Here is a 21,329-nt window from a genome sequence, read left to right on the forward strand (position 1 = left end):
CAAGGGCGGCCATGTGCCGCCCTTGTCGTTTGTAGGCGCCTCAATGACCGCGCGGTGGGGGCTGCAAGGTGGCGAGAATGCTCCGCACGTAACCGATCAGCGCTTCGTCGGCCCACGAACTGCCGGTCAGTTCCGGCTCGTTCGCATGCGCTTCGCGGATGCGCTCATGCGTGCCCGGATCGTCGCCTGCATAGCTGCGGAACAGCGTCGCCCAGCGCAGGCCGAGTGCCCGTGCCTCGGGTTCATGCGGCGACGCGCCGTTGGTCATGGCCTTGCGCAGCTCGACCAACAGTGGCGGCCATGCGTTGAATGTCGCGCCGTAGTGTTCGCGCATAAAAGCGAATTCATCGGGTTTCAAATAGCGCTGGTAGATGGCCAGCCGGCCCTCCACGAAGGCCCGCTCGATGAAGCTTCGCATGGCGGTGGTGACCCCATGGCATCCCAGGAGCCTGGCTCGTTATCGTGCATGGTGTTGAGGCGCACCAGGAAATCCGGATTGCCGCCGGTGTCCCGATACAACGTGCGCATCCAGCGCAGCGCCAGGATCTGCGCCTCGGGCGCATCCGGCGACACGCCACGGTCTATCGCTGCCTGTACGGTGCTGACCATGGCGCTCCATTCGGCGCGGGTGTCTGCATCGTGAAGCAGCGGTAACTGCTTGATTTCCTCGGTGGAAAAGTAGTTCTCGTACATCGTCATCAGCTCCAGGGTGTCCAGCCATTCGGCCAGATCAGGGGGCTGTCCGGCGGCCAGCTGCGAACGCAACTGGATGAGCTTGCCGCGCAACCGCTCGGCACGCGTCATTTCGCGATCGATCTGAACCAACTGGCGGTCGATCAGCTCAGCCAGTGGCAGCTCCGGCCCGGACAGGGCTTTTCCGATGTCGGCCAGCGACAAGCCCAACTGGCGCAGGGCTTGAATACGATGCAGGCGCTCGATGTTGGCCCGGTCGTACAACCGGTAGCCGGCAGCGGAACGCAATGAGGGCACCAGCAGGCCGATGGCGTCGTAGTGGTGAAGCGTGCGGACGGTGAGTCCGCAACGCCGTGCAAGTTCGCCTACGGTCAACTCCATGCTGTGTCCTCCTTGCGTACCAGTGACTCTGGGGGCTCACGTTACGTGAGGGTCAAGCCTCTCTATGCGATGGCGCTTCATGGTTAAATCAGCGGATCCTCGACTGGAACATGGATATGAAGCAACTTATTGCGATCACCACCTGTTGTCTGCTACTCGCTGCCTGCGGCGGCGTTCACGGCATACGTGAGACCACTCCCAAGATGAGCAGCCGCACGAACAAGGACATGACGACCTATCTGGAGTGCGTGCAGGCGAAGTGGTCCGCGACGTCCCAGGTCAGCATGTCCAGCAAGAAGGAAGAGAGCACGCTCTCGGCAACCGACAAGGCGGGCGCGAAGATGCAGCTGGTGGTGACCCCGGATGGCACCGGCGCACAGGTGATGATGTACGAGACGCAGGACGTGAAGAAGGATTACAACTCCGCCTATCGCGAAGCGGCGATTTCCTGCCTGTGATGGTTTTGCCAGGGTGATGGCTATCTGTGCCATCACCCGGCAGACGCTCGACCAAGGTCGCAAGGTTCATTTCGTGCGGCTGATCTAGGCTAAGTCGGTAACCTGAATGAGGGTGCTGGCGATGCGTTACGAGGAGTTCTATCAGCGTTCGGTGGAGCAGCCTGAGGCGTTCTGGGCCGAACAGGCGCAGCGCATTCACTGGCACGTTCCGCCAAAGCAGATCCTCGACGTCTCCGATCCGCCGTTCCGGCGCTGGTTTGTCGGCGGCACTACCAATCTTTGCTACAACGCCATTGATCGCCACCTGGACGAACGCGGTGGCCAACTGGCGCTGGTGGCCATTTCGGCCGAAACCGGGCTAACGCGCGAACTCACGTATCGCGATCTCTATCGCGAAGTGAATACCTTTGCCGCCGTGCTTGAATCGCTGGGCGTGGGCAAGGGTGATCGCGTGGTCATCTACATGCCCAACGTCGCAGAAGCGGTCTTCGCCATGTTGGCGTGTGCACGCATCGGTGCGATTCATTCCGTGGTGTTTGGTGGTTTTGCGGCTCACAACCTCGCATTGCGCATCGACGATGCCCAACCCAAGCTGCTGATTGCTGCCGATGCCGGCATGCGCGGTGGCAAGGTTATTCCCTACAAGCCGCTGGTGGATGCGGCGCTGGAAGAAGCCCGGCATCAGCCACCTCATGTGTTGATTGTCGATCGCGGTCTTGATCCGCAGATGACGCGCGTCGCCGAACGCGATCTCGATTACGCAAGCCTGCGTGCCTCGTACGAGGGCGCGGAAGTACCGGTGACGTGGCTGGAATCCAACGAGCCAAGCTATTTGCTCTACACCTCGGGCACCACCGGCAAGCCCAAAGGTATCCAGCGCGATGTGGGTGGCTATGCGGTAGCCATGGCGCTATCGATCACCACCATCTTCGACATTGCACCCGGGCAGGTGATGTTTTCCACCTCCGATGTAGGTTGGGCGGTGGGGCATTCGTACAACGTGTATGCACCGTTGATCGGCGGCGCGACTTCGTTGCTCTACGAAGGTCTGCCGACCCATCCTGACCCGGGTATCTGGTGGAAGCTATGCGAGCGCTACGGCGTGCGCACCATGTTTTCTTCACCCACCGGCATTCGTGTGCTCAAAAAGCAGGACGTGAGCTGGCTGAAGAAATACGACTTGTCGCGGCTTCAGTGGTTGTTTGTTGCCGGTGAGCCGCTGGATGAACCGACCGCGCACTGGATCACCGAAGGTCTTGGCGTGCCGGTGATCGACAACTACTGGCAAACCGAAACCGGGTGGCCGGCGATCACGCTGATGCCAGGACTCGACCTGAAGCCTGTGAAATTCGGTTCGCCGGGTTTGCCCGCGCCGGGTTATCGCATGAAGGTGATTGACGAAGGCACCGGCGAAGAGCTGCCGCCGCACCAGAAGGGTGTACTGGTATTCGTGCCGCCGTTGCCGCCGGGCTGCCTCACCACCGTGTGGGGTGACGACGCGCGTTACGTCAGCAGCTACTTCAGCCACTTCAAGGAACAGCTGTACAGCTCGCTGGACTGGGCCATTCGCGATGAGAACGGTTACACCACCATCCTTGGCCGCACCGATGACGTGATCAATGTGGCGGGTCATCGCCTGGGAACGCGTGAGATCGAAGAGTCGGTATCCACGCATCCTGCGTGTGCGGAGGCTGCGGTGATCGGCGTGTACGACGAGTTGAAAGGGCAGGTACCGGTGGTGTTCGCCACGCTCAAACAGGGCGTAAGCGACGCTGCCGTGAGTGTTGCCAGAGGCATGCAGCAGCGTGTGGTGGAGCAGCTTGGCGGCGTGGCTAAGCCGGCACACATCTACATGGTCAATGCCTTGCCCAAGACGCGCTCCGGCAAACTGCTGCGGCGCTCGCTGCAGGCGTTGGTCCAGCACACGGATCCAGGCGATCTATCCACGTTGGATGATCCGGGTGCACTCGATGAAGTGAAGCGTGCGCTGGAGCGTGGCCCTGACGTCTGACGAGTGCGATCACGTGCGACGCACTGGCGGTTGGCCCGCATAGTTGGCGCGGGGGCGGATAAGGCCGCCGTAGTCCTGCTGTTCGAGCGCGTGTGCCAGCCAGCCAGCCATGCGGCCCGCGGCAAACAGCGAGAGCGCCGCATCCGCGCTTTGGCCGTAGAGCGTAGCGATGGTTGCCAGTGCAAAGTCCAGGCTCGGCAATCGGCCCACGCTGTCATGCACGGCGTCGGCCAACTGACGAATGCGCACCAGCCCGGCCAGGCGCGGGCGAACTTCACCAAGCATCTCAAGCAGCAGTGCGGCGCGGGGATCACCTTCGGGATACAGCGGGTGACCGAATGCGGGAAGCTCGTCGCCGCGACGCAGGCGTTCGCGCACGTGATCCACCGGGCGACGTTCGCGCAGCGCCTGTTGAATGAAGGCATGCGCGCGCGCTGCGGCACCGCCATGCTGCGGGCCGGACAAGGCGGCGAGCCCGGCACTCACGGAAGCATGCAGGCTCGCACCGGTGGATGCGGCTACACGCGTGGCGAAGGCCGATGCATTGAGTTCATGGTCCGCGCAGAGCACCAGTGCACCTCGCACGAGGTTCGCCAGCGATTCATCGCCTGGCTTCCAGCTCTGCGCCATCAGGCGGTGGATCGGGCGGCGATCGGGGCGAGTACCGCAGAGCAGGGCAGCGGTTTCCCGCAACAGTCGTGCAGCGCATTCGCGTCGTTGCTGTGGGTCGGAACTGAGCGTGTAGGGCGAGGTGAGGGCGAGCAAGGGCAGGGCAGCCGCGGTACGTTCCATCGGCGGCACTTCCTCGCGCCTGGACAGCAACGCCACGACGGGCGGCCAGGCGCCCACTGGTGCAGTGGTGAAGGGATCACCTTCGCCACCCCAAAGCAGGCGAGCCACGTCTTCCAGACTCGCGCTATCACGCGCCAGCGCAATGGCAGATTCGCCGCGGTAGTAGTGACCACGGGGCCGAATCAGCGAGATGCGCGTTTCCAGTACGGGCAGGCCCCAGGTCAGGCTGTGGGCCGCGCCTTGCGCCGCGCCACGTCCGGCCTGCCTGCGGTCGATCAGCCGCTCGATATCGTCGGTTCGGTATTCGCGGCTGCGTCCGTCGGCGCCGGGCCGCGAGTCGATCTTGCCGCGACTGACATAGGCATAGAGCGTGGAAGAGCTGACGCCCAGACGGCTGGCGGCTTCGCGGGCGGATAGGTAGTCAGAGCGCATGTGGACATATTGATCCTGTCGATCAAGATTGATCAATACATCGTCCGGTGACACAGTGATCACCGCGGGCGCGGCATGTACTGCGCCGCGACATGGCCTTGCCAACGCATCGCCTACAATATGAGGTTTAGGAGAAAGAGCATGTCCCTCCCCGAATCCGCCGGCACGCGTTTTCGCGCCGCCGTTGCCGCTGAAAGTCCCCTTCAGGTGATGGGCGCCATTACCGCCTACGCCGGCCTGATGGCCAAGCGCGTGGGCTACAAGGCGCTATACCTTTCCGGTGGTGGTGTCGCTGCCAACTCGCTGGGCATTCCCGATCTGGGCATCTCCACCATGGAAGACGTGCTCACCGACGCGCGCCGCATCGTGGACGCTACCCAGATGCCGCTGCTGGTGGACATCGATACGGGTTGGGGCGGCGCATTCAATATTGCGCGCACGATCCGCTCGTTCATCAACGTGGGCGTCGCCGCCGTACATATCGAAGACCAGGTGGGCCAGAAGCGTTGCGGCCATCGTCCTGGCAAAGAAGTGGTGGCCAAGGAAGAAATGGTCGACCGCGTCAAGGCTGCCGTGGACGCCCGCACCGACGCCGGTTTCGTGATCATGGCGCGTACCGACGCGGCTGCGGTGGAAGGCATCGATGCAGCGATCGATCGTGCCTGCGCCTATGTCGAAGCAGGCGCGGACATGATCTTCCCCGAGGCGATGAAGACGCTGGAGGACTACCGCCGCTTCAGGGCCGCGGTGAAGGTGCCGATCCTGGCCAACCTCACGGAGTTCGGCTCCACGCCGTTCTTCACCACGAACGAACTGCGTACCGCCAACGTGGATATCGCGCTGTATTGCTGCGGCGCTTACCGCGCCATGAACAAGGCCGCGCTCAATTTCTACGAGACGGTGCGTCGCGAAGGCACGCAGAAGAACATCATCGACACGTTGCAGACCCGCGCTGACCTGTACGACTTCCTCGGCTACCACGCCTACGAGGACAAGCTCGACGCACTGTTCGTCAGCAACAAGGCCTGAGCCACTACCCCATTCGCCGGCCGGGGCATGCCGCGGCCGGCAGAGTCGCATGCATTTAGGAGACGTATCCGATGAGCGAGCAAACCCTTCCCAAGCCCAAGAAATCCGTCGCGCTGTCGGGCGTGGCTGCTGGCAACACCGCGCTGTGCACGGTGGGCCGTAGCGGCAACGACCTGCATTACCGTGGCTATGACATCCATGACCTCGCAGCCAAGGGCTGTTTCGAGGAAGTGGCTTACCTGTTGGTGCACGGCGTGCTGCCGAACTGGGCTGAGCTGAATGCTTATCGCGCCAAGCTCAAGCGCCTGCGCGGTCTGCCCGCACCGGTAAAGAGCGCGCTGGAACTGCTGCCCGCCGCCACCCACCCGATGGACGTGATGCGCACGGGTTGCTCGGTGCTTGGCACCGTGCTGCCGGAGAAGGACGACCACAACGTCACCGGCGCTCGCGACATTGCCGATCGCCTGATGGCCAACTTCGGCTCGATGCTGCTGTACTGGTACCACTTCAGCCACAACGGCAAGCGCATCGAAACTGAGACCGACGACGAGTCGATCGCCGCTCACTTCCTGCACCTGCTGCACGGCAAAAAGCCAAGCGAGCTGCACGCGCACTCGCTGGACAAGTCGCTGATCCTGTACGCCGAGCACGAGTTCAACGCCTCCACCTTCACCGCGCGCGTGATTGCCGGCACCGGTTCGGACATGTACTCGGCCATCACCGGCGCCATCGGCGCGCTGCGTGGCCCCAAGCATGGCGGCGCGAACGAAGTGGCGATGGAAATCATTGCCCGCTACCACAGCGCAGCTGAGGCGGAAGCCGATATCCGCGCCCGTGTCGAGCGCAAGGAGATCATCATCGGCTTCGGTCACCCGGTGTACACGGTGTCCGATCCGCGTAACGAGATCATCAAGGAAATTTCGCGCAAGCTCTGCACCGAGGGGGGCAACCAGACCCTGTTCGATGTGTCGGAGAAGATCGAGCGGTTGATGTGGGACCAGAAGAAGATGTTCCCCAACCTCGACTGGTACTCGGCCAGCGCCTACCACATGATGGGCGTGCCGACGGCTATGTTCACTCCGCTGTTCGTGATCGCCCGCACCTCGGGCTGGAGCGCGCATGTGATCGAGCAGCGTGAAGACGGCAAGATCATCCGTCCGAGTGCGAACTATGTCGGCCCGGAAGACCAGACTTACGTGCCGATCGAGAAGCGCTGAGCTTTACGACAGGATGGTGTAAGTAAAAAGGGGCCTTCGGGCCCCTTTTCTTTGTGCATCTTTCGTTGCGGTTCAGGACCCTGTACGACATTGCTATCGTTTCGTGTGCATCGGTGTAACAGTTTCGATACAGCTGTTCCACATCGCGATTCGTCTTGCGAAGAGCCTTGTAACACCTTGATCTGGCGACTCATGGCCCTGTGTTTATGACCAGCGGTCAACTCGGCCTGCAGGGCGGGGTGTAGCAGATATGAATCACCAGGGGTATTTACCTGCCTGACTAAAGCCAGACTCAGTGGTCATGAGTCCACTCAAACGGCTGATTTCTCGGCTGTCGCACCAGCCCGTGCGCCGATGCTAAACGTGGCACGTATGTTGCGACTAATCCGTGCTGGACCTGCAAGACCAGCTACACAGGGGGTCACCGCATCGTTCCAGGAGTAATGACTATGCGTAAGACTCTAATTGCAACCGCGATTGTGCTGGGAATGGGGTTGGCACTCCCTGCATTCGCCGGAAATAACACCAATACGTCCAACAACAACACGCTGGATGATGCCAGCACACTCAGCAACACCACCAACGAAACCACGACGAGCTTCACCGACTCGTTCAACACCAACAACGCAACCGCCACCAGCAATTTGAGCGGCTATGTAACCAATGTCGTGGTATCGGGCATTGGCAACAACGCGTCAAACGATGGCAACGCGAACGGCGGTAAGGGCGGCAAGGGCGGCGGTGGCTGGGGTGGCGACGGCTACGGCGGCGACGGCGGCAAAGGTGGCAGCGGCGGCGACGCCCACTCCCACAGTGGCAGCGGCGGCTCGGCCGACTCGTACACCGGTGATGTCCATGGCAGGAGCAGGGCCAGTGGCGGTTATGGCCATACCTCTACGGGCGACGCCAATCTCACAAGCGATGACGACAACAGCGGCAGCGCCACCAGCGGTAACGCTGGCAATGCGACCGGTGGCAACGGCTCGTCCGGCAACGCCAACGGAACGTCTGGCAACGCGTCCTCTTCGGGTGGTGCCAGCGGTTCGTCCAGCAGCACGGCTGGCGCCGGTGGCGCTGGCGCCGCCGGTGGCGACGGCACGGGTGGTGCGGGCAGTGGCGGCAATGGTGCAGCAGGTGGCAATGGCGGCAGCATCAATGTCAACGCTGGCACCTTCGATATGTCCAACAACATGACGGGCGCAGCAGCTGCGGCGGCAGGAGTTTCGATCCTTGCGCAGAACAGCGGAGCTGCAGCTTTGATTCAGCAGAGCGTCAACGTTCAGGCCAACCTGAACTTCTCACATTAAGAGCGATAGCGGTTATGCACGGCGGGGCAGGTTTTTGCTCCGTCGTGCATGGCTTCCGGCCTGAACACTCGTTCTTGCGAATGTAGGTGCGTTCGTGCACCCATTCGGAGCACGAAAACGCCTGTGGAGAGACATCGTGCCTTCGTTCAAGTGGATGTTCAGTTTGTCCGCGCTGTGCGTGTTGTCGATGTCGACAGGCGTCAGCGCATCCGATGCTTCCATTCCTTCGGCTTACATCGCCGAAGGCGCCGATTCTCCCATCGCACTTTACGTCGAGGCATCCAGGGTGGAGGGTCCAGCGGACGTCAGTGAGCTTGGCAAAGGGGTGGACACTTCCACACTTGCCAGCATGAGTGGTGGCACCGACTACTACAACACGACGCAGAACTCGACGATTACCGGAACGGTGAGCGGTGATAGTGCCAGCCATGTGTATTCCGGGGACAACATCATTACAGGCGGTTCGTTTGCCGGCGAGGCAGGCATCCCCATTGTCGTGCAGAATTCGGGGAGCAACGTCCTCATTCAGAACGCCACGGTTATCTCCGTAGGGTTCAAACCATGAAGAAACAGGTGGCGCTGCTGGTGGTTTTGGCGGCGCTGCCGCTCGGAAGCCACGCCAGTACGCCGGTGGGCGTATTGGGTGGGCAGGGCAATACCTATACGGTGCAACTCACGAGCCTCAAAGAGGCACGCTACAGAAGCACCATCCATCAGAAGTACGACTTCAGCTGCGGCTCCGCGGCTGTTGCGACGCTGCTCACCTATCAGTACGGCTACCCGATGAATGAGCAGGTGGCCTTCGAGCAGATGTACACACACGGGGACCGCACCAAGATCAACAAGGAAGGTTTCTCCTTGTTGGACATCAAGAATTTTCTCGCAGCCAACGGGTTTGAAGCCGACGGCTTCAAGGTGCCGTTGGATCGGCTGGAGAAGGAAGGCCTTCCCGCCATCGTGCTGATCAACGAGAAGGGCTATCACCATTTCGTGGTCGTCAAAGGGATGCGCAATGAGCGCGTGCTGGTAGGTGACCCGGCGCGCGGTACGCGCGTAATTGCACTCGACCACTTCATGAAAATCTGGACCAACGGTTTGTTGTTCGTTATTCACAACCGACGCAATCTTGCCGTGTTCAACAGTGCCAACGACTGGAAAGTGGCGCCGTCAGCGCCGCTGTACATGGGCATCGATCGCAACGGCCTCTTCAACACCGTGATGCCCAAGAAAGGGCGGGACGACCTTTGAGGGGAGCGTGATGAGACCGACGGTACGCTTGATTTGCCTGGGAACGTTCTTTCTCGCATACGGTTATGTCGCCAAGGCGCAGGACGGGGTGGCGGTGCCCCCTGCTGCGCCGGCACCGGCAGCGGCCACGACGTCTGAAGCGGCAGCACTTCCCGGGGGGGACGAAGTGTCGCAATGGGCGCCCGTCAGCGCGGATACGCTGGACGACATGCGAGGTGGCTATGACATTGGCAATGGATTGATGGCGTCGTTTGGTATCGATCGCGCTGTTTATGTCAACGGCAATCTGGTTACGTCCACCAGCTTCAACGTGCCTGACATCGCGCACATGACCCAGGCTCAGGCCGCAGCGATGTCCAGCGCGCTGAACTCCGTGTCCGTAACGCAAGTCGGGCCCAACAACACGTTTGATCCGACCGCACTGAATGGTGTCTCTGCCGGGACGGTGATTCAGAACACGCTGAACAACCAGAAAATACAGACCATCACTACGCTCAATACGACAGTCAACACGCTTAACGCGTTCCGCCAGATGAATTTCCAGGACGCATTACAGCAACCACAACTGCAGTCGCCGGGGCATTGATCGCTATGGGACGCGTATGGAGATAAGTCCTTTAAATCTCCACGAACACGCCGCGTTTGTTTACCGCGGCGTGTTCGTTAACGCGCGATATCAAAACGTGAGTCATGGGGAAGCATGATGCGACACGTAGCGTGGAAGTACGTCTGGTCGGCAGGATGCACGGGCCTGGTGATGCTCGGCGCACCTGTTGCTGCCCAACAGGTGCAGACGCCTGCGCCGGCGTCGACGAACTGGGCACATCCGGCCTCGTCCAACATTCCGGTGGCGCCCAGCAACGCGCCTCCAGCGGCGCCTGCCGGTACGGCGCCAACGTCGGATGAGGTGCGAAAAAAGGTGGCGGAGCAGGGTGAGCGCATCGATGCCATGCGCAGCCAGATTTCCGCGCAGATGGAACAGCTGGACGCCATGAAGCGCGCGCTGGCGCAGCAGGAGTCTGACTATCAGGCTCTGCGCCACGCCGTCGGCATGGACGAACTGGACAAGCAGCGTGCGGGCAGCATTGCCGCGGGTGGTGCTGGCGCGTCGGCGTTGCCCATGCCGGCCGGACAGGCGGTTGCCGCGAATGCGCCAACTCCCGACCAGTCGGGTCAGCAGCCGGTGGGCGAGGCACCCAAGGTGGATACACGACCGCCAGCGGTGGCCCCGATCTTCCAGCAACCGGGTGTGCTGACGCCCAAGGGCCGGTTCATCCTCGAGCCGGCGTATCAGTTCGAGTACTCGTCGCTGGATCGCGTGGCCTTGGTGGGCTACACCGTGATTCCCGCCATCCTTATCGGCCTCATCGATGCGCGACAAGTCAAGACGACCACTCAGATCGGCTGGCTGACGGGGCGCTACGGCATCACCGATCGCATGGAAGTCGAGTTGCGCGTGCCGTATGTCTATCAGCACACCGATACGGTGAGTCGCGAAATATTCACGGGCACGGCGACTGACAATGCCTTCGGCTCCAGCGGTCATGGCCTGGGCGATGTCGAAGGCACTCTGCGCTATCAGTTGAACGTGGGCGGCCCGGATAAGGCGTTCTACGTCGGTTGGCTGCGTGTGAAATCGAACACCGGCAAAGATCCGTTCGAGGTCACGACTGATTGCGTGCACCGTTGCGTGGAAAACGTGATCAACGAAGTCGACCTTTCGGCGACCGGTACGGGCCTTCCGTTAGAGCAGCCCACGGGTACGGGCTTCTGGTCGATCCAGCCGGGCGTCACCTGGCTCTATGCCACCGATCCGGTGGTGTTCTTCGGCAACCTTAGCTACTTGTACAACGTGCCGCGCGATAACGTCAGTCGAAAGATTCTGCTGGGTGGCACCGAGGAACTGGGCAAGGTCAAGGAAGGCGATATCGCCGATGTCAGCATCGGCATGGGTTTGTCGCTCAATGAACGAGCATCGATCAGTATTGGTTACGACCAGAGCTTTGTTGGCCTCACCAAACAGAACGGCAAAACAGTGCCAGGCTCAGTCAAAACCGTGCTTGGCACACTGCTCTTGGGTGGCTCGTGGCGCATGACCGACAAACGCACGCTCAACTTCACCCTTGGCGTCGGCGTGACGCGTGACACGCCTGACGCCACCGTGACGGTGCGCGTACCGATGATGTACTAGCGCATCTAACGTGCGCGCAGCCGGGTGAATGCCGTGCGGCTCAAAGGCCCTCTTGCTGCATGGCTGCCTTGACCCCAGCGTCTTCCAGCATGCGCTGGTAGAAGCGGGCAATGTTGTCCAAGCCACTCAGGTCCACGCCCTTGGCCATTGCCCAGCGCAACACCACGAACAGATAAGGGTCGGCGATGGAGCGTGTGCCGACCAGCCAGTCCTTGCCTTGCAGCTGGGCGTCAAGGCGCTCGTAAAACGGACGCAGCCGCTCGATGGCCTTGCCGCGCACTGCTTCCTGGGCCGTTGCGTCATCGATGAAGCGCTCGGGACGGAACACCGGGCGGAAGGCGGGGTGCAGATCCGAGTTGATGTACGCCAGCCAACGATTGACCTCCGCACGACTGCGCATGCTGCCATCACCACCCAGACCGGCCTGCGGATACTTATCCGCCAGATAGTTGAGGATCGCGGTGTTCTCGGTGAGCACCCAGCCATCGGCTTCCTGCAGCGCTGGCACCACGCCAGCCGGATTGACCTGCCGGTACGCCGGTGTCCCCAGTTCGGTGCGTTCCACTCGATGCGTATCGTATGGCTGGCCAATCCATTCGAGCACGACGTGATCGGCCAGCGAACAGGCGCCCGGCAGGTAGTACAGCTTCATGCATGCATTCCTTGATGAGTGATAGCTGAGCAGTGTCGCCTGTCGGACGTGCGCGCCTCAAGCCTCAGCCTGAGCGCGCAGGCGGCGACGCTGCGTGAGCCAGCCACCCAGGCAGACACCCGCTACCAGGAGCACATCGAGAGCGTAGGCGGCCCATGCATGGGCTTCGAACCAGGGCGCGAGCCAGTGGTCGTGCGCGATCATGCGTGCCGCCGTCCAAGCGATGGCCGCAGCGCCGACGGTGACGATGATCGGGAAGCGTTCGATCAATCGAAGGATCAATGACGAGCCCCACACCACCAGCGGCACGCTGATCGCCAGGCCAAGGACCACCAGCAGCATGTGGCCCTTGGCGGCACCGGCGATCGCCAGCACATTGTCCAGGCCCATCAGTGCATCGGCCACCACGATGGTGCGCATGGCAGCCCAGAAACCGCCGGCGGCGTCCACGTCATGCGCAGGCGTGGCTTCCTGTTGCAGCAACTTCCACGCGATGGGCAACAGCAAAAGGCCGCCGACGAGCATGAGGCCCGGCAGCTTCAACAGGTAGACCACCACAGCGGTCAATAGCAGGCGCACGGCAACGGCGCCCACGGTGCCCCACAGCACGGCTTTTTTTTGCAGGCGGCGGGGAAGGTTGCGCGCAGCGAGTGCAATCACAATGGCGTTGTCGCCAGCGAGCACCAGGTCGAGCAAGACGATGGCCAGCAGGCCGTAAAGAAATTCGGTGAGTTCCATGCATCGATCTCTGCGCGTAAGACAAATGCAGCAACGACGGACACGCGCGGCCCGTCATTACTGCAAAAGTCTCGTTCGCGACAGAGCCGCTGCGGTGACCGGAGCGCTGTTGCGCTCGTGGTGACGACCACCGCAAGAACACCAATGACACGGTGTCCGGAACTACTCCCTTTTGGGATCAGTATTTTCGTATTGTCGAGGCCGGCTTGCACGCCAGTCAAGCCGGATTCTTAACCATGGGCCATTGGCAGAAGGCGAAGCGCCTTCGTTGGCTCACCCGGGAATACGTACCCAGCCTTCCATCAACACGCGTGCGCTGCGGCTCATCACCGCCTTCGTGACGGTCCAAGTTCCATCAACCCACTTCGCCTCAGCACCCACCCGCAACGTGCCGGACGGGTGACCAAAGCGCACAGCCTGGCGTTCGCCGCCGCCCGCCGCGAGGTTCACCAGCGTGCCCGGAATCGCCGCGGCCGTGCCAATGGCCACGGCCGCCGTGCCCATCATGGCGTGATGCAGCTTGCCCATCGACATGGCGCGCACGAGCAGGTCGATATCGCTCACCTTCACCGGCTTGCCACTGGACGCGACGTAATCGGCCGGTTTGGCGACGAAGGCCACCTTGGGTGTGTGCTGGCGCGTGGCGATTTCGTCGAGCGAGTTGATCAGGCCCATACGCAGCGCGCCGTGTGCGCGAATGGTCTCGAACATCGCCAATGCCTTGGCGTCACTGTTGATAGCGTCTTGCAGCTCCGTGCCCGTGTAGCCGATCGCGGCAGCCTCTACGAAGATCGTGGGGATACCCGCGTTGATCATGGTGGCCTTGAGCGTGCCGACGCCCGGTACGTCCAGATCATCGACGAGATGGCCGGTCGGAAACATCGCTCCACCAGCACCTTCTTCCTCGGCGGCTGGATCCATGAATTCCAGCTGCACTTCGGCGGCGGGGAAGGTCACACCGTCCAGCTCGAAATCGCCGGTTTCCTGCACGGCACCGTTGGTCATCGGCACATGGGCGATGATCGTCTTGCCGATGTTGGCCTGCCAGATGCGTACGATGGCGATGCCGTCGCTTGGTACGCGCGCGGGATCCACCAGACCACCTGCAATGGCAAAGGGACCGACCGCTGCCGACAGGTTGCCGCAATTGCCGCTCCAATCGACGAAGGCCTTATCGATGGCCACCTGGCCAAACAGGTAATCCACGTCGTGGTCGGGCCGCGTGCTCTTGGACACGATCACCGTCTTGCTGGTGCTGGAGGTGGCACCGCCCATGCCGTCGATCTGCTTGCCATAGGGGTCGGGACTGCCGATCACGCGCATCAGCAGTGCATCGCGCGCAGCGCCCGGCACTCGTGCCGATTCAGGTAAATCTTCAAGGCGGAAGAACACACCTTTGCTGGTGCCGCCGCGCAGGTAAGTGGCAGGGATGCGGATCTGCGGTTTAGTGCTCATGGGAATCCTGTGTCGATGCAAGCCTCCCCTCTCCCCAACCCCTCTCCCACAAGGGGAGAGGGGCTATCGCGATTCTTGATTCTTACGCGGAGAAAAGGGGGTGATGCTTTATCTCCCTTCTCCCCTTGTGGGAGAGGGGCCGGGGGAGAGGGGAACGCTTTTAGCGAGTTCTTTCAAAATCACCTCAAGCACCGCCTCGTTGTTTTGCAATATGTCATTGTTCCAAAACCGCAGCACAGTGAAGCCCTGACTCTGCAACCACGCGTCACGCACCGCATCGCTACTGCTGCCGTTGTGCTGGCCGCCATCGGCCTCAACGATCAAGCGTGCACCGAAATGCACGAAGTCCACGATATAGGCACCGATGGGCTGTTGCCGGCGGAATTTCTGATCACAAATCCGATGTGCTCGGAGGTGGCGCCACAACAGTTGCTCTGCGTCGGTCATGTTCTTGCGCAAGACCTTGGCGAGCTGTCTCCGCTCCATATCCCTCTCCCAACCCCTCTCCCGCAAGGGGGGAGGGGCTTTTAGGTCACGCCGCCTGGGAGGCTTCGAGGAAGTCCTGCGCGAAGCGCTGCAGCACGCCACCTGCCTCGTAGATCGACACTTCTTCCGCGGTATCGAGGCGGCACGTCACCGATACTTCGACGTGCTCGCCATTCTTGCGATGGATGACCAGCGTGAGGTCCGCGCGCGGCGTGCGCTTGCCGACCACGTCAAAGGTTTCGGTGCCATCAATACCAAGCGTCTTGCGGTTCGTGCCGGGCTTGAACTCCAGCGGCAGCACGCCCATGCCGATCAGGTTGGTGCGATGGATGCGCTCGAAGCCTTCAGCGGCGATGGCTTCCACGCCTGCCAGACGCACACCCTTCGCTGCCCAGTCGCGCGACGAACCCTGGCCGTAGTCGGCGCCCGCGATCACGATAAGCGGCTGCTTGCGATCCATATAGGTTTCGATGGCTTCCCACATGCGCATGACGTTGCCTTCCGGCTCCACACGAGCAAGCGAACCCTTCTTCACTTCACCGTCGACCACCGCCATCTCATTGAGCAGGGTGGGATTGGCGAAGGTGGCGCGCTGTGCCGTGAGGTGATCACCGCGATGGGTCGCGTACGAATTGAAGTCTTCTTCCGGCAGGCCCATCTTCGCCAGATACTCGCCCGCCGCGCTGTCGAGCAGGATTGCGTTCGACGGCGACAGGTGGTCGGTGGTGATGTTGTCGCCGAGCACTGCCAGTGGACGCATGCCCTTGAGCGTGCGCTCACCTGCCAGTGCGCCTTCCCAATACGGCGGACGACGAATGTAGGTGCTCTGCGCGCGCCAGTCATACAGCGGCGCAGCGGTGGTGCCGGTGCTGCCCGTGCGCGCGAACATGGGGTCGTAGACTTTGCGGAACTGCTCGGGCTTCACGCTGGAGGACACGATTGCATCGATCTCTTCGTCCGAGGGCCAGATGTCCTTGAGCGTCACCGGCTGGCCGTTGGCATCGATACCAAGCACGTCCTTCTCGATATCAAAACGGATGGTGCCGGCGATGGCATACGCGACAACCAGCGGCGGCGAGGCGAGGAAGGCCTGCTTGGCATACGGATGGATGCGACCGTCGAAGTTGCGGTTGCCGGAAAGCACAGCGGTGGCGTACAGGTCGCGATCGATGATTTCCTGCTGGATCGCCGGATCAAGCGCGCCTGACATACCGTTGCAAGTGGTGCAGGCGAACGCCACGATGCCGAAGCCGAGCTTCTCCAGCTCAGGCAGCAGATTCGCTTCCTTCAAGTACAACTCCACGGCTTTGGAACCGGGAGCGAGCGAGCTCTTCACCCACGGCTTGCGCACCAGGCCGCGTGCGTTTGCGTTGCGAGCGAGCAGGGCGGCGGCAATCACGTTGCGCGGATTGCTGGTGTTGGTGCAGCTGGTGATGGCAGCAATGATCACCGCGCCATCGGGCATCTGGCCCGGCTGTTCCTTCCACTCGCCAGCGATGCCGCGCGCGACAAGGTCAGCCGTTGGCAGGCGCTTGTGCGGGTTGGACGGGCCGGCCATGTTGCGCACGACGGAAGAGAGGTCGAACGACAGCGTGCGCTCGTACTGCGCATGCACCAGCGTGTCGGCCCAGAGGCCAGCGGCTTTGGCGTAGGTTTCGACGAGCTTGACCTGCTCATCGCTGCGACCGGTGAGGCGCAGGTAGTCGATGGTCTGGCCGTCGATGAAGAACATCGCCGCAGTAGCACCGTATTCCGGCGCCATGTTGGAAATGGTCGCGCGATCGCCCAGCGTCAAGCTGGCGGCACCTTCGCCGCGGAACTCCAGATAGGCGCCAACCACCTTCTCCTTGCGCAGGAATTCGGTGAGGGCCAGCACGATGTCGGTGGCGGTGATGCCTGGTTGACGCTTGCCGGTTAGCTCCACGCCGATGATGTCCGGCAGGCGCATCCAGGAAGCCCGGCCGAGCATGACGTTCTCGGCTTCGAGACCGCCAACACCAATGGCGATGACGCCGAGCGCGTCGACGTGCGGCGTATGGCTGTCGGTGCCGACGCAAGTGTCAGGATAGGCGACGCCATTCTGCACCTGGATCACCGGCGACATCTTCTCCAGATTGATCTGGTGCATGATGCCGTTGCCCGGTGGGATGACGTCGACGTTTTCGAACGCCTTCTTCGTCCAGTTGATGAAATCGAAGCGGTCTTCGTTACGGCGATCTTCGATCGCGCGGTTCTTCGTGAATGCATTCGGGTCAAAGCCACCGCATTCCACGGCAAGCGAGTGATCGACGATCAACTGCACCGGCACCACTGGGTTGACCTTGGCCGGGTCGCCACCGCGCTCGGCGATCGCATCGCGCAAGCCAGCCAGATCCACCAGCGCCGTCTGGCCGAGGATGTCGTGGCACACCACGCGCGCCGGGAACCAGGGGAAATCGCGCTCGCGCTTGCGTTCGATGATCTGCTTGAGTGATTCGGTGAGGATCGCCAGATCGCAACGGCGCACCAGATTCTCGGCAAGCACGCGCGAAGTATAAGGCAGCGTGTCATAGGCGCCTGGCTGGATCGCGTCCACGGCGGCACGTGCATCGAAGTAATCCAGCGACGTGCCGGGGAGGGATTTGCGGTAGACGGTATTCATAATGTCGAGAACCCTGGAGTTAACGTCCGGCGAACTGCCGGTCGACACAGGGCGCGTGCCGCTGCTCGATCGGCATGTGCGGCTTGTCTCGTGGACCACGGCCGCGCACACCGGGCGGAGGGGATGCGCCCGCACGTGTCCGAACGGCAGAAGTCCTAGTGCCGGCGACCATGGTGAAAATTTCACCGTGACAAAGGCACGATTGAGAAGTCGCACGATCAATCCAGCAATTGTAACGCACCCTCCCAGACGTGACCGCACCGGAACCTGCATTTGCGACCTTGGTCCAGGGGCACTATTCGAGCTTCCTTGCGGTTCCATCAGGCGTGCTCGCCAAAACGTTGATCATCTGTCCAACCGTCTGGGCAGGCCCTTCCCCTAGTCGTGAGATCTCCCCATGAGTCCGCATGACATTCGCTCGGCCAAGCGCCCCGATCCTGATCAGCCCATGGTGGATGTGGCCAACTACGTCATCGACTACGTTGTCGACTCTGTCGAGGCGTATGACACAGCGCGTTACATGCTGCTGGACTCGCTCGCCACCGCCTTGATGGCCATGAAGTTCCCCGAGTGCGTCAAGCACCTTGGCCCGGTCGTACCAGGTGCAAACCTGCCCGGCGGCGCCCGTGTGCCAGGCACCAGCCATGAGCTGGATCCGATGCAAGCAGCGTTCGCCATCGGCACTCAGATCCGCTGGCTGGACTTCAATGACACCTGGCTGGCGGCGGAGTGGGGCCACCCCTCGGACAATTTGGGCGCCATCCTCGCCGTTGCCGACTACCTCAGTCGCAAGGCCGAGCGAGAGGGTGGCAGGCCGATGACGGTCCGCGATGTGCTGACCTATGCCATCAAGGCCCACGAGATCCAGGGTTGCTACGCCCTCAGGAACAGCTTCAACCGCGTCGGCCAGGACCACGTGATCCTGGTGCGCCTGGCCAGCACGGCGGTCGCCACGGCCATGCTGGGCGGCACCACGGAGCAGATCATCACGGCCATCTCCCACAGCTGGATCGACAACGGCCCCCTGCGCACCTACCGCCATGCCCCAAACACCGGGCCACGCAAGAGCTGGGCCGCCGGTGACGCCTGCCGTCGAGCGGTCACCCACGCTATTAATGCGGTGTATCGCGGCGTGGTGGGCTACCCGTCGGCCCTCAGCGCCAAGACCTGGGGTTATTACGACGTCGCCTTCAAGGGCAACGCCTTCCAGTTCGAACGCCCATTTGGCAGTTACGTGATGGAGAACGTGCTGTTCAAGATCAGTTTCCCGGCCGAATTCCATGCCCAGACGGCCGTGGAGTGCGCCATGCAGCTCCACGGCGCCGTGGCCGGCAGGCTCGAGCTAGTCGAAAAAGTGGTGATCGAGACCCAGGAGGCGGGCGCGCGCATCATCGACAAGACCGGCCCACTGGCCAACTATGCCGACCGCGACCACTGCATCCAGTACATGGTGGCGGTGCCGCTGATCTTCGGCCGTCTCACCGCCGATGATTACAGCGACCAGGTGGCTGCCGACCCGCGCATCGACGCCCTGCGCGAAAAGACGGTCGTCAGCGAGAACCCGCAGTTCACCCGGGACTACTTCGACCCAGGCAAGCGTTATATCGGCAACTCGGTGCAGGTGTTCTTCATGGATGGCACCTGCACGGAGAAGGTCTCCATCGACTATCCGATCGGCCACCGCAAGCGCCGAGGCGAAGGTATCCCCTTATTGCTTGCGAAATTCGAAAGCGCGCTGCGTGGCCACTTGCCGGCCCACCGCGTGAAGGCCATTCTTGAAGCCACGGAGGACCAGGCCGGGCTGGACGGCATGGCAATTCAGGAGTTTCTGGGTCTCTTCACGTTGTAAAGACAGCGTGAGCAGAAAATGAACGGGCGTTTGGGGTCGATTTGCAATTGTTTAACTTTTGCTAAACTACTCCGCGCCCGTTTCGGGTAAATAGCTTGTTAGGTTTCAAAGTCATGTTCGGGGGTTCGATAGGAGTTGGAGTCCCTGGCTGATTGCTTTTCCCGTCTGGGGTGAACGGACGCGTACACCAATAAACGAGGAGACACCTGATGAAACGTAAGGGCCTGTACCTAATTATTGCCCTCGCCCTGGGCGGCGCCGGCGCCGTTCACGCGCAGGACAACACTTCCAGCTCTGCTGAATCGACCGCACCGTCTATGTCCACGACCACCTTCGACGGTCGCTGGTATATCGCGCCCACCGTCGGCGGCTACTACAACGACAGCAACCGCGACACCAACAGCCGTCAGTTCTACTACGGCCTGGGCTTCGGTAAGTTCTGGACGCCCAACTTCTCGCTGGACTTCTTCGGTGATCGCACCAAGCGCACCGTCGATACCAACGCCGGCGGTGGTCGCTGGTCCAACAACACATACGGCTTTGCTGCTCGCTACTACTTCCTTGATTGGAATGCATGGCGCCCGTACATCTTGGGCGGCGTGATGGGTAGCCAGCACATGAGCAACTTCGACAAGGGCTGGTCCCCGGCCGCCGAGATCGGTGCCGGTGTGTCCAAGACCATCACCGACAGCGCCGACTTCCGCGTGGAAGGTGGCTACCGTTACGACTGGGACGACAGCACCAAGCTGCCCAACCAGACCAACAACAAGAACGGTTACGGCGACTGGTTCCTGGGCTTCAGCATCGTGCAGCGCTTTGGTTCGCCGCCGGCGGCTCCCGCACCGGTTGCACCGCCGCCGCCGGATTGCTCCAAGCAGTTCCGCAATGGCGTGAACCTGTGCGACAACAAGTGCCCGGATCTGCCGGAAGGCACGATCGTCGGTCCGGATGGTTGCCCGCAGAAGGTCGTGATCGACCTGCGCGGTATCAACTTCAAGTTCGACCGTCCGAAGAAGGGCGAGAAGGACATTGCCAAGTCGCTGGCCGAACCGACGAAGGATTCGTTGGCCATCCTCGACCAGGCAGTGGACACCTTGCAGCGTTACCCGCAGGTACGCGTCTTGGTGGCCGGTCACACCGACAACATCGGTACGGCTGCGTACAACCAGTCGCTGTCCGAGCGTCGTGCGAAGATCGTGTACGACTACCTCGTCGCGCATGGCATCGATGCCAGCCGTCTGGATGGTCCGGTGGGCTTCGGCCTCACCAAGCCGATCGCCACCAACGACACGGAAGAGGGCCGCGCCCAGAACCGTCGTACGGAACTGCAGGTCCAGCAGGCTCAGCCGGCCCAGCCGGCGCAGCAGTAATCGGATCTGTCCGCAGTACCGAAAAGCCCGGCGTATGCCGGGCTTTTCTTTTTGTAGGTGTTCACACACAGATGAGTCAGGAATTCAACTGCTATTCGTGTAAGTCAATGCGCGACACGTTGCCACACATCTAGTGTTGGCGCGCAACGCAAACATGGTGTGCCTGAACCTCACTTCACCAAGACCGTCTCGTAATGCGTGCGATGAACTTAACGGTTTTGCTACACTTCGCGGCGCTTTGGATCTTGTGACACTTTTTCGATCGGGACGCAAAGCAAGGGACTGCGAATTTTGTCCCTGGATGTAGAAGCAGTTTTGATGCGCGTTTTCCGTCTGGGGTGGAACGGACGCGAATACCAATAAAGAGTGAGGAGACACC

Annotated in this window: 19 protein-coding genes; 11 read left to right on the plus strand and 8 right to left on the minus strand. The window is 61.6% G+C overall.

The annotated features are described in order from the left end of the window. Nucleotides 1-40: 40 nt before the first annotated feature. Together AC0GUR_RS02595 and AC0GUR_RS02600 are read right to left on the minus strand one after the other, a co-directional pair. The gene (locus AC0GUR_RS02595; protein WP_472876290.1) at nt 41-418 is read right to left on the minus strand and encodes a hypothetical protein; all 378 of its coding nucleotides are present in this window, start codon (nt 416-418) and stop codon (nt 41-43) included. Next, the gene (locus AC0GUR_RS02600; protein ID WP_472875906.1) at nt 355-1,074 is read right to left on the minus strand and encodes a MerR family transcriptional regulator; all 720 of its coding nucleotides are present in this window, start codon (nt 1,072-1,074) and stop codon (nt 355-357) included. Before AC0GUR_RS02600 ends, AC0GUR_RS02595 begins: the two co-directional genes overlap by 64 nt. Nucleotides 1,075-1,190: 116 nt before the next feature. Here AC0GUR_RS02600 and AC0GUR_RS02605 point away from each other — a divergent pair, with 116 nt between their 5' ends. Both AC0GUR_RS02605 and prpE read left to right on the plus strand, forming a co-directional pair. Then, the gene (locus AC0GUR_RS02605) at nt 1,191-1,532 is read left to right on the plus strand and encodes a hypothetical protein (RefSeq protein WP_472875907.1); all 342 of its coding nucleotides are present in this window, start codon (nt 1,191-1,193) and stop codon (nt 1,530-1,532) included. 121 nt (nt 1,533-1,653) lie between these two features. After that, entirely contained in the window at nt 1,654-3,543 is a 1,890-nt protein-coding gene (gene prpE, locus AC0GUR_RS02610; protein WP_472876282.1) for a propionate--CoA ligase, read from the plus strand. Nucleotides 3,544-3,552: 9 nt separating this feature from the next. On the opposite strand, the gene AC0GUR_RS02615 is transcribed toward prpE, so the two are convergent. Then, nucleotides 3,553-4,767 (minus strand): citrate synthase family protein, encoded by a 1,215-nt coding sequence (locus tag AC0GUR_RS02615; protein WP_472875908.1) that lies wholly within the window; start codon nt 4,765-4,767, stop codon nt 3,553-3,555. 141 nt (nt 4,768-4,908) lie between these two features. Between AC0GUR_RS02615 and prpB the strand changes: the two genes are divergently transcribed. From prpB to AC0GUR_RS02650, 7 genes are all read left to right on the plus strand, one after another. Continuing rightward, a complete protein-coding gene (prpB, locus tag AC0GUR_RS02620; RefSeq protein ID WP_472875909.1) occupies nt 4,909-5,796 on the plus strand; it encodes a methylisocitrate lyase in 888 nt (295 codons plus the stop codon). Nucleotides 5,797-5,867: 71 nt separating this feature from the next. Next, nucleotides 5,868-7,013: a bifunctional 2-methylcitrate synthase/citrate synthase gene (gene prpC, locus AC0GUR_RS02625; protein ID WP_472875910.1), complete on the plus strand. Its 1,146-nt coding sequence runs from the start codon at nt 5,868-5,870 to the stop codon at nt 7,011-7,013. Between the two features lie 449 nt (nt 7,014-7,462). Next, nucleotides 7,463-8,320: a hypothetical protein gene (locus tag AC0GUR_RS02630; RefSeq protein ID WP_472875911.1), complete on the plus strand. Its 858-nt coding sequence runs from the start codon at nt 7,463-7,465 to the stop codon at nt 8,318-8,320. 136 nt (nt 8,321-8,456) lie between these two features. Further along, nucleotides 8,457-8,885: a hypothetical protein gene (locus tag AC0GUR_RS02635; protein ID WP_472875912.1), complete on the plus strand. Its 429-nt coding sequence runs from the start codon at nt 8,457-8,459 to the stop codon at nt 8,883-8,885. Next, complete coding sequence (locus AC0GUR_RS02640; protein ID WP_472875913.1) at nt 8,882-9,568, plus strand: C39 family peptidase; 687 nt, start codon at nt 8,882-8,884, stop codon at nt 9,566-9,568. The genes AC0GUR_RS02635 and AC0GUR_RS02640 overlap by 4 nt, the downstream gene beginning before the upstream one ends. Nucleotides 9,569-9,578: 10 nt before the next feature. Then, nucleotides 9,579-10,154, plus strand: a complete 576-nt coding sequence (locus AC0GUR_RS02645) for a hypothetical protein (protein WP_472875914.1) — start codon at nt 9,579-9,581, stop codon at nt 10,152-10,154. 114 nt (nt 10,155-10,268) lie between these two features. Next, on the plus strand, nt 10,269-11,759 hold the full coding sequence (locus tag AC0GUR_RS02650; RefSeq protein WP_472875915.1) for an acetate kinase: 1,491 nt from the start codon (nt 10,269-10,271) through the stop codon (nt 11,757-11,759). Nucleotides 11,760-11,799: 40 nt separating this feature from the next. Here AC0GUR_RS02650 and AC0GUR_RS02655 read toward each other — a convergent pair whose 3' ends face one another. From AC0GUR_RS02655 to acnD, 5 genes are all read right to left on the minus strand, one after another. After that, a complete protein-coding gene (locus AC0GUR_RS02655; protein WP_472875916.1) occupies nt 11,800-12,411 on the minus strand; it encodes a glutathione S-transferase family protein in 612 nt (203 codons plus the stop codon). A 57-nt stretch (nt 12,412-12,468) separates the two neighbouring features. Continuing rightward, nucleotides 12,469-13,149, minus strand: a complete 681-nt coding sequence (locus AC0GUR_RS02660) for a TerC family protein (protein ID WP_472875917.1) — start codon at nt 13,147-13,149, stop codon at nt 12,469-12,471. A gap of 273 nt (nt 13,150-13,422) precedes the next feature. Then, nucleotides 13,423-14,604, minus strand: a complete 1,182-nt coding sequence (gene prpF / locus AC0GUR_RS02665) for a 2-methylaconitate cis-trans isomerase PrpF (protein ID WP_472875918.1) — start codon at nt 14,602-14,604, stop codon at nt 13,423-13,425. Nucleotides 14,605-14,712: 108 nt separating this feature from the next. Further along, nucleotides 14,713-15,090 carry an endonuclease domain-containing protein gene (locus AC0GUR_RS02670; protein WP_472875919.1) on the minus strand — a complete coding sequence of 126 codons (378 nt, stop codon included), beginning with the start codon at nt 15,088-15,090 and terminating at the stop codon, nt 14,713-14,715. Between the two features lie 46 nt (nt 15,091-15,136). After that, entirely contained in the window at nt 15,137-17,731 is a 2,595-nt protein-coding gene (acnD, locus tag AC0GUR_RS02675; RefSeq protein WP_472875920.1) for a Fe/S-dependent 2-methylisocitrate dehydratase AcnD, read from the minus strand. Between the two features lie 397 nt (nt 17,732-18,128). Between acnD and AC0GUR_RS02680 the strand changes: the two genes are divergently transcribed. Then, on the plus strand, nt 18,129-19,580 hold the full coding sequence (locus tag AC0GUR_RS02680; protein ID WP_472875921.1) for a bifunctional 2-methylcitrate dehydratase/aconitate hydratase: 1,452 nt from the start codon (nt 18,129-18,131) through the stop codon (nt 19,578-19,580). Nucleotides 19,581-19,789: 209 nt separating this feature from the next. After that, a complete protein-coding gene (locus AC0GUR_RS02685; RefSeq protein ID WP_472875922.1) occupies nt 19,790-20,950 on the plus strand; it encodes an OmpA family protein in 1,161 nt (386 codons plus the stop codon). Nucleotides 20,951-21,329 lie beyond the last annotated feature (379 nt).

The organism is Dyella sp. PARNA 12/25 (assembly GCF_055702865.1).